General features: G+C 43.2%; 10 protein-coding genes. 7 read left to right on the forward strand and 3 right to left on the reverse strand.

Annotated features, from left to right (window positions below; translation table 11 throughout):
* Positions 1-43 precede the first annotated feature (43 nt).
* Together ACEW9O_RS21830 and ACEW9O_RS21835 are read right to left on the reverse strand one after the other, a co-directional pair.
* Positions 44-2,950: a hypothetical protein gene (locus ACEW9O_RS21830; protein ID WP_373552326.1), complete on the reverse strand. Its 2,907-nt coding sequence runs from the start codon at positions 2,948-2,950 to the stop codon at positions 44-46.
* 90 nt (positions 2,951-3,040) lie between these two features.
* Positions 3,041-3,931, reverse strand: coding sequence for an RICIN domain-containing protein (locus tag ACEW9O_RS21835; RefSeq protein ID WP_373552327.1), 891 nt, complete (start codon positions 3,929-3,931; stop codon positions 3,041-3,043).
* A 442-nt stretch (positions 3,932-4,373) separates the two neighbouring features.
* Here ACEW9O_RS21835 and ACEW9O_RS21840 point away from each other — a divergent pair, with 442 nt between their 5' ends.
* The 4 genes from ACEW9O_RS21840 (at position 4,374) to ACEW9O_RS21855 (ending at position 7,402) form a co-directional block, all read left to right on the forward strand.
* Entirely contained in the window at positions 4,374-5,213 is an 840-nt protein-coding gene (locus ACEW9O_RS21840) for a hypothetical protein (protein ID WP_373552328.1), read from the forward strand.
* Between the two features lie 104 nt (positions 5,214-5,317).
* Positions 5,318-5,953: a hypothetical protein gene (locus ACEW9O_RS21845; protein ID WP_373552329.1), complete on the forward strand. Its 636-nt coding sequence runs from the start codon at positions 5,318-5,320 to the stop codon at positions 5,951-5,953.
* The gene (locus ACEW9O_RS21850) at positions 5,932-6,756 is read left to right on the forward strand and encodes a sensor histidine kinase (RefSeq protein ID WP_373552330.1); all 825 of its coding nucleotides are present in this window, start codon (positions 5,932-5,934) and stop codon (positions 6,754-6,756) included. Before ACEW9O_RS21845 ends, ACEW9O_RS21850 begins: the two co-directional genes overlap by 22 nt.
* Entirely contained in the window at positions 6,740-7,402 is a 663-nt protein-coding gene (locus tag ACEW9O_RS21855) for a response regulator (protein ID WP_373552331.1), read from the forward strand. Before ACEW9O_RS21850 ends, ACEW9O_RS21855 begins: the two co-directional genes overlap by 17 nt.
* Positions 7,403-7,435: 33 nt before the next feature.
* On the opposite strand, the gene ACEW9O_RS21860 is transcribed toward ACEW9O_RS21855, so the two are convergent.
* A complete protein-coding gene (locus ACEW9O_RS21860; protein ID WP_373552332.1) occupies positions 7,436-9,016 on the reverse strand; it encodes a hypothetical protein in 1,581 nt (526 codons plus the stop codon).
* 220 nt (positions 9,017-9,236) lie between these two features.
* On the opposite strand from ACEW9O_RS21860, the gene ACEW9O_RS21865 reads away from it, so the two are divergent.
* The 3 genes from ACEW9O_RS21865 to ACEW9O_RS21875 form a co-directional block, all read left to right on the forward strand.
* Positions 9,237-10,076, forward strand: coding sequence for an alpha/beta hydrolase (locus ACEW9O_RS21865; protein ID WP_373552333.1), 840 nt, complete (start codon positions 9,237-9,239; stop codon positions 10,074-10,076).
* 67 nt (positions 10,077-10,143) lie between these two features.
* Entirely contained in the window at positions 10,144-11,028 is an 885-nt protein-coding gene (locus tag ACEW9O_RS21870; RefSeq protein ID WP_373552334.1) for an Rpn family recombination-promoting nuclease/putative transposase, read from the forward strand.
* Between the two features lie 66 nt (positions 11,029-11,094).
* On the forward strand, positions 11,095-12,302 hold a 1,208-nt coding region (locus ACEW9O_RS21875; RefSeq protein ID WP_373552335.1), incomplete at its 3' end, for a hypothetical protein.

Consider the following 12,302-nt stretch of genomic DNA (forward strand, 5'->3'; position numbering starts at 1 on the left):
ACGCTAGCGATTATTCGCCACTCGTTCTTCGACTATCTGGCGGTCATTTCCGATCCCTAGACAAGAGCTCCTCCGGAAAAAACAAATAAATCACCGCATTTCTTTCTTCCTTGGACACATACTTTTTAACCACTCCATCCAAAAGTACGGGGTCAATCTTTTTGGAATACACTGAAATCATTTCTTTCAGGTACTGGGCTCGGAGGTTGGGGAGGTGGTTGTTTTTGAAATTTTGCATGGGGGTTTCTTTTTCTACGGCCTGACCTGAGAATCGCTCCGGCTCATTCTTTTGAGGCAAGACGCTGATTTTTTGAAAAGGGAAACGATCGTCCAGTTTGCCAGTGAAGGTCTTGTCTCCGGTAATGTCGGCACTGCCCTGGATGAAAACAATGACCTTGGATTCATCCGCCTTTTTCAGGTTATGCAGGGCCTCCTTGACAAAGGCGCCAATGGTGGTACCATAGTTTTTGCGGAAAGCACTTTTGTCCATAAAATATTCCCCTGGGGCAAATTGCAATTTGACGTTTTTGTCTGCATCTTTCAGCTTGACTTCAAAGTAGCGGCCTTTGTAACCTTCTACCACTTCTTCATCGGGGTGAAAAACGGCTTCCCAGTAGGGTCTTTCTACTTCAAAACTTTCCGCCCATTCTTCCAATTGGACAGGCTGGAGGGTCACATCCTTGCCAAACTCTTCTTTGATGGCTTTTTCCTCCTGTTTTAGTTCTTCCACTTTTTGGGTGGTTTCCTCAATTTCTTGCTCTACTGCTTTGGTTTCAAACTCCAGTTTTTCTTCTTGTTGGGCCACTTCTTTCAATTCTTGTTCCAACTGTTGGGCTTCGGGCTCGATGCTTGCTTGTTCTTTGTTCAGGTCTTCCACTTTTGTTTCTAGTTCCGTTTTGTCCGGGCACTTCACTTTTTTATCAAAAACATCGTACCGCGTGATGAAGTCTTCCACTGCGGTTTTTATTGTTTTGACATCTTCGATCTGCTGCCCCAGTTTTCCTTTCAGGCCCGTTTTTTCTGCGACGAGTTTGAATAATTCTGCTTTCAAGTTGTCCAGGTTGGCCGTTTTGGCGTTGAAAGTCTCCTGAATTTTGCCCAGTTTTTGGTCGAATCCCTCGATTTTTTCCTGAAACCTGGATTTTTTACCTGTGATCACCTCGACAATGGAACCAATCGCGGCACTTTTATTGAGGAGTTCATCCACTTTTTTGAGGGCTTTGTCGGCCAGTGGAATGCCTTTTTTGCCGAGCTTGAGGGTGTTTTGGACAATTTTCAAGTCAGCGACTTTCCCCAGGAGTTTCTCCGGGAAAGCCAGAATGTCCCCTACTTTCTTTTTGACTTTTTGCTGGGTTTCATCCAGTCCTTTGATTTTTTTCAACAAAATGGCCAGGTCGTTTTCACACAGTTTGATTTCCTCCTGGTATTTCTCTTCTGCGGGCAGTGCGTCAATTTTTTCCTTCAATTCCTCCACCGCTTCCTCCTTGGCTTCCGCTTCTTTGACGGCTTCTACTTCGGCATTGGTAGCCTGAGCTTCTGCTTGCAATTGCTCGCTTTCTTTGGCAATGTTTTGGAGTTCAGTTTCCTGCTTTTGCAAATCGCTTTCCAATTGATCCTTTTGCTTGGATACTTCTTCCACCTGATCGAGCAGCTTGTCCTTGTCCTGTTTTTCGGCTTCGGCTTTTTGGACCAGTTCTTCTGATTGTTGGGTCAGATTGTCTACCTGGGGTTTAATTTCTTCCAATTGCCGGCGGGGATTGTCTTCTAGTTCGGCGGCCAGTTCTGCTTTCTTTTTGTCCAAATCGGCCAACGTTTGGTCCATTTCCGCGATTTTGGCTTCGCGCTGCTCGATTTCTTTTTGCAGGTCTGCCGTTTTATCGCTCAACTTGTTGAGGGTTTCCTGGAGTTGGTTGGCTTTATCGACTGCCTCTTGGGCTTTTTTAGCCAGGTCTTCACCCTTTTTGTTGAGGTTGTCAATTTTAGCGGCCAACTCGGGTTTAGGTTTTTTAGGCTTGAAAATGTTCAAAGCCTTGATTATGCCCAGCCCTGCTTTTATCTTGGCAAGGAGGCCCAACGGCCCAGGCAAAAATGCAGCCAGCTTGGATTTCAACAATCCACCCAACAAACCACCGAGCAGACCTAATTTTGGCTTGGCGGATTTTAAGTCTCCGGCAATCCCACTGATTTTGTCTTTCATCGGCTGGCCAATGGGCAGCTTGGTTACCTTGTCTTTTAGTTGGGCGATTTGCTCTTTTTTGCTCAGTTTGGGCTCGGTGTTGTCGGCGGTATTTGAAGCCGATTTGGCAGGGTTGGCGGGGCGATTACTTAGGGCCTTTTTTTCTTCGCTTTTGAAGGGTTTGAGCATTTGGTTGTTCTCGTCGAAATAACCCAATACCCGACCCATTTTTCGGTATACTTCGGGGAGGTTATCCAGTGCTGCGCCGGGGGCTTTTTCCGCTTTTTTAAGCTCGCTAGGGCAATTGCTTTCCATGCGACGGGTGAGGTTCAAGGCCCGGCGGCTGCTTTCAAATCCATTTTCTTTAAAAGCTTCTACATCCGCTTCGTTTTGGTCAATGAATTTTTTGAACTCGGGGTTCTGCTCGTATTCGTAAACAAAACTACTTTCCAATTGGTATTGCCGCAGGCAACTTGGACCAACCAGCAGGCCGCCGTCGTTTTTGGCTTGCCAGCTCGAATTTTGGGTATAGCCTTTTTTCGCCTGTTTGAGGCTGAGGTAAGCGGTTTTGAATTGCTGGGTTCTTTGGGGGGTATAAACGCCAGCAGGGCTGGGTTGCAAGGGGGCATCCAGTTTGATCGCCAGGACGCTGGGCGAACAGTCATCGTCCGTGCAGAGGTCGCTGGATTGGGCTTGGGAGCTGGTGCCCAGCAGGCAGAAAAACAGCATAGCCAGTATTGTGCCGGGATTGACCAAAACGTGAAGGGTTTTCATGACGATGGTGTTTGAAAGAGAAAGAAATCACCGCAGCCTTTCAACTGCGATGATTTCGGATTTAATTTGATTTGATAATTTTCAAACTATTTACTTACTTGACCATACTTTCTTGTTGTTATTGGCGTACAAAACCAGTGCGCCGTCGTTTTCCAAAACGGCCTTCACCGGCTTCATATCCGCAGCAGCAAACTTCTTATCGAAATAAGGGTGCGTTTGAGAAGACCACAAGGACTGATTTGAGGCACTGTAAAGCACCAGGTTCCCATCCGCTTGCATGGTGAATTTGCCACCGCTGCTTTTGTGCTGGGTTTGAGTAGCCCAGATTGGTTTGTTGCCTACTGTAGTGTAAATCACCACATTCCCATCGGTTTGCATGATCAGATAATGTGAACCATTTGGAGCATCCAGGCGCTGACCAGTAGCTAAAGTCTGTCCAGCAGTGAGGGTGTTGCGCTGAGTAGGATCTACTTTGACAAACTTCCAAAGTTGACCTGAAACATTTTGGCACTTGTCCATAAAAGCAATGCCTCCTTTGACTGTACCGTTGAATTGATTCCCTTCCAGGCACTCATTGGCGCCACGGAACTGGTTCTTCAGGCGGTAGTAGCCATTGCCGGCTGCTTCGATTTTCCAAAGCTGGCCAGTTACGTTTTGGGTTTTGTTCATGAACACTGCTCCGGCCATGTCAGGAGATGCAGCTTGATTCCCTTCCAGTGAATAATCTTTACCCAAAAACAAGGTTTGTAAACGGTAATAACCATTGCCCGCATCTACCACTTTCCACATCTGGCCGGTTACGAATTGGCACTGATCCATAAAGGAATTGCCTTTTCTGACCGAACCGCCAACTTTGTTGCCTTCCAGGCATTCATTTTCACCGCGAAACTGTGTCTTCATGCGGTAGGTGCCGCCATCGAATTGTGCAAAGGTTGCTACGGAAAGGAGCAGTGCAAAAACTGAAACAAATAGGGTTTTCATAAGTAAAAGTTTAAAGTATAACTAAAGCGCCTACTCTTTACTGGATTTTCGGCTTCCTCCTGAATCGGCTTAATGGTGGGCAACTTTCCCGGGCTGCTGCGCCTCCATCAATGCTTGTTGATTCTGGTTGTAAAATTGGGGGAAGCCGGGGGGAATGGCAAGAAATGAGGCCCTAGTTCGAAAATGTCTGGTACTTCTCCCAGGGTGTTTTGAGGCAATAATTCCGCCCATCGAGGGTATTGTTCCGCTGGAAAGCCCAGGAAATTCGGGGCAAAGGATAAGCTACCAAGGTCTGGAAATGAAAAAAGCACACCCCGGACTACTTTCCTGGGATAAACCCTGGCTCGACCTGGGATTTATTCTAAAAAACTAAACCCAGGTTTTAGCTTCAGTAGGAATTGCTTAGTTTTAGCCTTTATCGTTCATCTAAAACCTTCACATCATGGCATCATTTTCACAAAGGCAACTGGGTAATATCCTCGGCTTTTTTATTTTACTTGCATTGGGTCTATTTTCAGAATCCTGCGGCAACACCCAACAGCAATCCAAAAATTTGGTGACTTCGGTAGATACGCTTCCAGATAGTATGGCTAGTAGGGCTATTGCATTGATTGATAATTTTCGGTCTTCCAATGGCGATATAAGTAGTGATTTTTTTACTGACGGGCGCAAAAGCCTGCAAAACAAGGCGATCTATTTCAGGTTAAATCCGAATCAGGCAAGGGCCTTTTTTGAAGAACTTAGTCGCCAAAAAGCTTCAGCTGCTTCTGGTGACTCCATTCGAATTGGCGTTCAAATGGGTCTTTTTGGCGCAGCAGGAACCAGGCGACCTACCAGGCCAAACCTCACCTTATTGCTTGATATCTTGAAAAACAGCCAAGCCCCAGCCCCTGAAGACTATGCATTTCCGCTGCGACCTTTTAAAAAACTAGGTGACCAAATCATCACCAACGGAAAGGCTGACACCTTAACGCAGAATTGGAAAAATATAAGCGTAAATGACATAACCAAACAGCTCTATCTGAATAGCGACTCTTCAAATCCTGAAAACAGGATAAAATACTATACTTTTAATGCCAAGGACACCGAAAACATTTACCGATATGCTCAACGGAATAACAATTGTAGCTTGTATATCTATTTAGGCCAACTGATACAGAACGATCATGTGCCGCTGCGGGTGATTATCCGCCTTACACCAAATCAGTATACGGTGCCAATAGATGATGAAGGAGAAGAAGATTTTGAGTTCGCTGCTCCATGCCCTAATCACTGTATTTAGGAATAATCATGTCTTCAAGTTTATTTTGCGCTTGGCTAAATTTAAATTGTCAATGCTAAAAATTTAGCCAAGCACATAAATTATATTCGCGTTAATTATAGCATATGAATGAAGAACTAGAACGTATCTTAGGGGCTCTCGCTTCATACATAGGATTGATTCCCAGTATTTTAGCGCTTATAAAGTTTAAAAATGCACCGAAGGGAAGTCGTTTGGTGGCATACCTCGTTTGGTGGGGAACAATGATTGGCTTGTTAGCAATGTTTATTGGTGCCTTTCTCCACCAACCCAACTTATACCTTCTCCACCTTTACACTATTGTTGATTTTATGCTGCTCACCCTTATTTTCAAGCCCGTACTGTCGTCGTATTTAAGCAGGTTTTTACTCATCGGATTCCCGCTATTCGCCGCCATCAATAGTATCTTTTTTGAGCACCTGAAGTCTGAAAATGTACTGAATCGCTCGCTCAGTGCATTCATTTTGATGTTTTACGCCCTCAGTTTTTTTACCAAAACCCTAAGAGAGATGAAAATATCGCGGCTGGAGAGGGTGCCTTTATTCTGGATTAGTATCGGGGTATTGTTTTACAATGCAGGTAGTTTTTTCATCTTTTTGTTTAGTCATTACCTCACCCCTATTTTTGATTTGTGGTATGTATACTTTGGAATTCACGCTATATTTACCATCCTCTTATACCTTTTTTACACCATCGCATTATGGGTTCAACCGAAGCAATAAACAATTTGTCCTTTCAAATCACTTTTGGGATTGTTGGGATGATACTGCTTACCGTTTTTATCATCGTTTTTTTCATCGTTTACCAAAGGCGACTGCTCCAGCAACAATTGACTACCCAGCAAATGGAAGCGGAATACCAAAAGGAATTATTGACCGCCGGTATCCTGGCCCAGGAGGCGGAGCGCAAACGGATGGCCATTGAATTGCACGACAGCATTGGAGGCTTGTTGTCGGCCACCAAAATTTATGTATCCAATGTGAGTCAGGAATTGGACGCCGGTCAGTTTTCCCTGTTCAAAACCAAAGCCCTGCAAACCCTGAATGAAAACATCCAGGAAGTGCGAACGATTACCAACGACCTCTTGCCCCAAAGTCTGGAGCGCTTAGGCATCGTGAGTGCTACCCGTAGCCTGATGGAGAAACTCCAGGAGTTGAAACAAATGCAGGTGGATTTACAGGCCAATGCCGAGGAGCGATTTGACGGAGACCGGGAAAAAGCACTCTTTCGCATTTTGCAGGAATTGATCAACAATGCGCTCAAATATTCGGAGGCCAAAAACGTAGCCATCCACTTTCGGTTTAGCGACACCCAGCTATTGGTGCAATACCAGGACGATGGGCAAGGCTTTGATCGAGCAGCCTACGAGCAAAGGCCGGGCAGGAAGAGCTTCGGGCTGAAAAACATGGAGAGCCGGACGGCTTTTTTGAAAGGTAAAATCAACTATGAAACCTCGCCAGGGAACGGCGTGAAAGTAAAATTAAGTTTGCCCTTAAATGTAGAAAGTGATGGAAACACCCATTAAAATAGGCCTGGTAGACGATCAAAACCTGTTCCGGGAAGGCATGAAACTGATCCTGAGTACCTTCTCTGAATTGGAGGTGGTGCTCGAAGCGGATGGGGGATCGAGTCTGTTGGCACAATTAGAAACCAATCAGCCGGATGTCATCCTGTTGGATTACACCATGCCCGAAATGGATGGTTTTCAAACCATGCAAAAGGTCAAGGCCGCCTATCCTGGAATCAAAGTAATCATGCTCACCATGCACTTTGACGAAGCTTTGATGGCTTTTATGATGCAAAATGGCGCCAACGGCTATTTACTCAAAGACGAGAATTCCCATACCGTGAAAACGGCCATCATCCAGGTGATGGAGAGTGGCCAGTATTTCGCGGATTATGTGTCCAAAGCCTTGTTGAAGCAATTACAAATCCAAAGCCAAAAACCCCAGCGCAGCGGGTCTCTTATAAAGGAAAACAGCTTCTCGGAGCGCGAACAGGAAATCCTGGCCATTGTGGGGAAATACGGTAGACAGGAAATGGCCGACAAGCTGTTTTTGTCCATCAAAACGGTGGATTTTCACCTCAAAAATTTACGGGATAAGACGAATGCCAATAGCAGCGCAGAGTTGGTGCGTTATGCGATGCAGCATGGGTTTCAAGGGGATTGAAGTGGTTCACTCTCCTCTTTCTTTCCATGCCTTTTAATCCTCCACCCTCAACGACCCCATCACCAAACGCGGCCGACTCAGCAACTGGTAACGCGTGGTCAGAAAAAAGAGCTCCTCCGGACCGGTTTGTTTACAGTGGCGGGCTACGACGAGCCCTTTGTTGGTATCGTCTTTCAATTTGAAAGCGAGGTCGCGAGCCATTTGGCCATCCACATTAATGGTTACGATGGTCGCCACAGCATCGTTAAAAGAGCTAATCCGTTTAGCGGGTACATTCAGTGGTTTTTTCAAATTGTCTACATCATCATTGTACAAAAAATAGAGGTTGCTGCCCGAAACCATCATGGTATACCCATTAAAAACTGGCGTTTCCTCCATGATTTGCTTTTTGGGAATGGTGCGCACCCATTCTATTTCTCCGGTCGGGCTGATGCTGGTGACACATATTTCATTGTTGACATAGGTGGTACGCGTTACCCAATAGTTGCCGTTCAGGTATCGTCTAATGATGACATAGGCTTGTTCAGCGGTGACTACCGCGCCGCCGTCATCGCGCAGGACAATCCGATTGAATTGAAAGGTTCTATCTAGCCCTTCATCGCCACTTTTGTCTTTATCGGTGTCAAACAATGCGAGATCACTGGGGGTAAATTCTTTATGGTTGGTGGTAATCATTTTACCATCTTGTCCGCTGATGCGCGAAAAAAAGACCCCTTGAATAACCCCTCTACGGTCGTTGGAATAAAACCCTGCACAACTCAAATCTCCTGCTGCATCGAGTTTGAAAGTCACATCAGTAGCATATTTTTCACCCAATTGCAATTGGATTTGATAAGGTACTGTACTTTCAGCGTCCAGTCGAAACACCACCATTTTATAAGCGGGACTGCGTTTGCCGTCTTCTTTTTTGGACTCCTTGTTGTTGTTTTCATCATAAATTTTCGCCAACAGGTATACTCTTCCATCGTTGGCCACCGTCCAGTTTTTGAAACTAAACTGCTTCTGCGAATACGGCAGTGTAAAGACCTTTTCCCAAAGTTTTTGCAGCTTGTGGTCATGCACGATGACACTGACTTGGGTTTTTACATCGTTGTCATCGTCATCAGCATAGGTCGCCACCATGAGTTTGGTCGTATCCTCCGACATCTTCCAATCCACTTCCTGCGGTTCATCGTCTTTACTTCTCCATTGAATTTGGGCGAGGCGGGTCGTTTTGCCTATCCGTCCATCCATGGTAATGGGCGTGGCTTGCAAACTGAGCGTTTTATCCCTGGCCTCGTACTGGTGGGTGCACAACAAAAATTTATCCAGGGCATAGAAACAATTGCCAAAAGAAATGTCCTCTTGCTTTACCACGAGTTCTCGGGAAAACAGCAGTTTGAATTTGTGGTCGTACTTCTGTAAAAGTGGAGGTTTTTTATCGCGAAAAGTAAAACCACTGCCATCATTTTCTGTCCACAAAACGTAGTGCCCGCTGGCATCGTGGTGGAGGTGTCCCCAAAAATCCAGGCCTTTGTCCTCTTTCATTTCGGGGCCAAATGCGAAGTTTACTTTTTGGGCAAAAACTCCACCCACAAAAAACAGATACCCGATTAAAAATACAATACGCATCATGCAGGCTTATTTTTTAGCGAGTGTAAACATACAGATGAGTTGCTGGATTTTTATGCATAATTCAACAACTTGTCATGAACAAGTCTGATTGGTGATGGTTGGTTGGCCTTATCGCAGGTACTTTTATAAGCAGGAGGGTACAAGCTTGTGTGCTTGATGAATTGGGCTTATACATACAACTGTTTGGACAAGGAGGGTATCTTTACCGAAACAAAAACTTATGTCATTTCAGAGATTTATTCCCATTTGGACAATCATCTTGTTGACGGCATGCTCAGCGACTGAAAAAAACAATGACAGGGATGATTTACATTTCACGCAGTATTCAGAATCTGTAAAAGACACCTTTTACATTGACATACAACTCCCAAAAGAGTACAAAGAAAATCCGGATAAGAAATATCCAACTTTAGTATTTGTTGACGGAAATTTTTATTTCCCAGTTATGGCTCCGATCTTTCATCAATATGAAAACACAGGGCTTTTGGAACCCTTTATTGTAGTTGGGGTAGGCTACAACTCAATGAAGACCATGGACTCCTTGAGGGTAAGAGACTATTTGTTTCCGAAAGCGCTCCTTTCTGATGAACTCAAAGCCGATGGCGGTGGACAGAACTTTTACAACTACATCACCCAAGAGTTATTGCCAAAAATTGATTCAGAATTTAGAACTGATCAGGCGGACAGGACGCTATTGGGACATTCATTTGGGGGATACTTTGTCCTATTCAGCTTATTAAAACAGTCGGCAAAACAAACCAATGACTTCAAATACTTTATTTCGGCTAGTCCGACATTGTGGTACAACGGTTTTTTTCTAGACAAGCTACCTGAGCAACTTTTGACAAATGAAAACAAATTAGGAGTATACTTGAGCGTTGGAGCACTAGAAGACTCAACTTGGGCAGTTGATCCTGTTAAAAAATTGACCCAAGAATTCCAGAACAAAGAGATTAGAGGACTAGACTTTAAAAGCAGAATTTTTAATCATTTAGACCACATGGATGTTTCTATTTTGACATTCACAAAGGGACTTCAAGAGTTGAGGGCTGGGAAATGAATAAACACAAAAAATTATCTACATTCATTTCCTAAAACATCTTATCTTTGGTACAAAATTCACCATAATGGCTAAAAAATTGATTCGCTTTGACTGGGCAATGAAAAAAATGCTGCGTCACAAAGCCAACTTCGACATCCTCGAAGGCTTTTTGTCGGAGTTGCTCGGTGAAGAGGTCAAAATCCGGCAAGTTTTAGACAGTGAGAGCAACAAAGAAACGGAGGACGACAAGTTTAACCGGGTAGATGTGTTGGTGGAACTTGCCAATGGTGAATTAGTCATAGTGGAGGTTCAGAACAGCAAAGAGTACGACTATTTTCATCGGATGCTTTATGGCACTTCGAAGGTAATCACGGAACACATCAAAGAAGGAGAGCCTTATGCCGAAGTCAAAAAGGTGATCTCTGTAACGATTGCCTACTTCGATTTGGGTCAAGGCAAAGACTATGTTTATCAGGGGACTACTGTTTTCAAGGGCATCCATAAACATGATATTCTCACGCTCGCAGACAAACAGATGGAGTTGTACAAAAAGAACAACATCCACGAGATTTTCCCAGAATATTGGGTGATCAAGGTTGAAAAGTTTGATGATCGGGTAAAGGACAAACTCGATGAATGGATTTACTTTTTCAAAAATGCTGAAATCAAAAACAATTTTTCAGCCAAAGGACTAAAATCCGCAATTGAGAAATTGGACGAGATGAAGTTGAATGAAACTGAAGCGAAAGATTACAAGCGGTATTTGAAAGACTTGCGGGATATGGCTAGTGAACAGCACACCAAAATGGCGGATGCTCAAGAACTGATCAATAAAGGTAGAACGGAAAAAGAAATTGAAGCGGTACTTGGATTGGTTGAGATTGGGCTTTCTTTGGAGCAAATTGCTGTTGCGTTGAAAATTTCTGTTGAACGGGTGAAGGAAATTGTTGAAAGGCATATGAGGGAATGAAGATTTCAGACTTTCAAAAACAATAAAACAATAATTGCCTTTTAAAATTAGCAAAATTATTCCAACATGAAATTACCTTTTGAAGAATGGGTTTCTCAGAAACACTTTAGCCAAAATATTGTAAAACTTTTCAGCGAAGCAATTATTTCCTATAAACATTCTGCATACATGGCTTCACTACTGTTTAGCTATCTTGCATTTCTGACAATTTTGAAAGAACTCATAATCAAATCGACAAAAGCGGCATCTATTCCACAAGGTAGATGGGATATTTTAATCAAAAAACTACAAAATGACGATACATGGGAAAAATGTGTCTTTGAGGAGCTGATTAATAATTCTTCGCCTATTTTTAATATTTCTGATGACATACGTCAACAAGTTAAATATTGGAAAGATCGTAGAAACGATTGTGCTCACTTCAAAGCTAACGACATTCAAGCTCACCACACTGAATCATTTTGGAGTTTTATTAGAAGCAACCTTTTTAAAATAACATTGGAAGGCGGAAAAGCAAGCTTGATTAACAAATTTCGAACTCATTTTGATCCTACTTTTACTCCACCCACAGCTGATGTCAATACTCTAATTTTAGAGATTGAAGAATCCGTAGACTTTTTAGACTTAACGGATTTTTGGGATGAATTGATCAACACTATCTCTCCATACGCTCTTGCTTTTTCTTATTACGACCAAAATATAGGTAAAATACTTAATTCAGTCTTTGAGTTATGTGCTAATCCCATAAAAGAAAATTTAGCCAAGTTTTTAAAAAACAATAGATATGATTTAGTTCTGATAAGCTTTCATCCAGATAAGGTGAATTTTATGAATTATTCTCAAGGAGAAGTACGAGCAATATGGAGAAGCCGAATGTCGAGTGACGCAGCTAGTACCTTACTTGCTGCTCTTCTAAGGAATTCTTTGATCCCCAAGGACGAAATTAGTGAAGCAAACAAGTACGTTATTAACTTAATTACTGGTCATAGACCTAATGATGAAATAACTCATTTAGCTTTAGCTGGAAATGGTTTCGGTGATGCATTATTTAGCATAGCCATACAGGAAAAAAGGCTAGAAAATTTTAAATGGGTAAATAGCAAAGCGGATTTAATAGCCTATTTAATTGAAAAATCATACTACTGGACATTTTTACAAAAAGGCTTCCTTTGCGGTTTTAACAAGCTAAAGACATGCCTTAAAAATTCAAGGAGGGAAAAACACTTTTTGGTCAAGACGCTCAATCCTTCCCTAAAAATAGAGACCTCCAGGGT

Origin of the sequence: Haliscomenobacter sp., assembly GCF_041740695.1 — a bacterium.
Classification (GTDB): domain Bacteria; phylum Bacteroidota; class Bacteroidia; order Chitinophagales; family Saprospiraceae; genus Haliscomenobacter.

Bases quoted from the DNA above. Each gene is read 5' to 3' on its own strand.
- ACEW9O_RS21830 (WP_373552326.1), bottom strand. From the start codon at position 2,950: ATGAAAACCCTTCACGTTTTGGTCAATCCCGGCACAATACTGGCTATG.
- ACEW9O_RS21835 (WP_373552327.1), bottom strand. From the start codon at position 3,931: ATGAAAACCCTATTTGTTTCAGTTTTTGCACTGCTCCTTTCCGTAGCA.
- ACEW9O_RS21840 (WP_373552328.1), top strand. From the start codon at position 4,374: ATGGCATCATTTTCACAAAGGCAACTGGGTAATATCCTCGGCTTTTTT.
- ACEW9O_RS21845 (WP_373552329.1), top strand. From the start codon at position 5,318: ATGAATGAAGAACTAGAACGTATCTTAGGGGCTCTCGCTTCATACATA.
- ACEW9O_RS21850 (WP_373552330.1), top strand. From the start codon at position 5,932: ATGGGTTCAACCGAAGCAATAAACAATTTGTCCTTTCAAATCACTTTT.
- ACEW9O_RS21855 (WP_373552331.1), top strand. From the start codon at position 6,740: ATGGAAACACCCATTAAAATAGGCCTGGTAGACGATCAAAACCTGTTC.
- ACEW9O_RS21860 (WP_373552332.1), bottom strand. From the start codon at position 9,016: ATGATGCGTATTGTATTTTTAATCGGGTATCTGTTTTTTGTGGGTGGA.
- ACEW9O_RS21865 (WP_373552333.1), top strand. From the start codon at position 9,237: ATGTCATTTCAGAGATTTATTCCCATTTGGACAATCATCTTGTTGACG.
- ACEW9O_RS21870 (WP_373552334.1), top strand. From the start codon at position 10,144: ATGGCTAAAAAATTGATTCGCTTTGACTGGGCAATGAAAAAAATGCTG.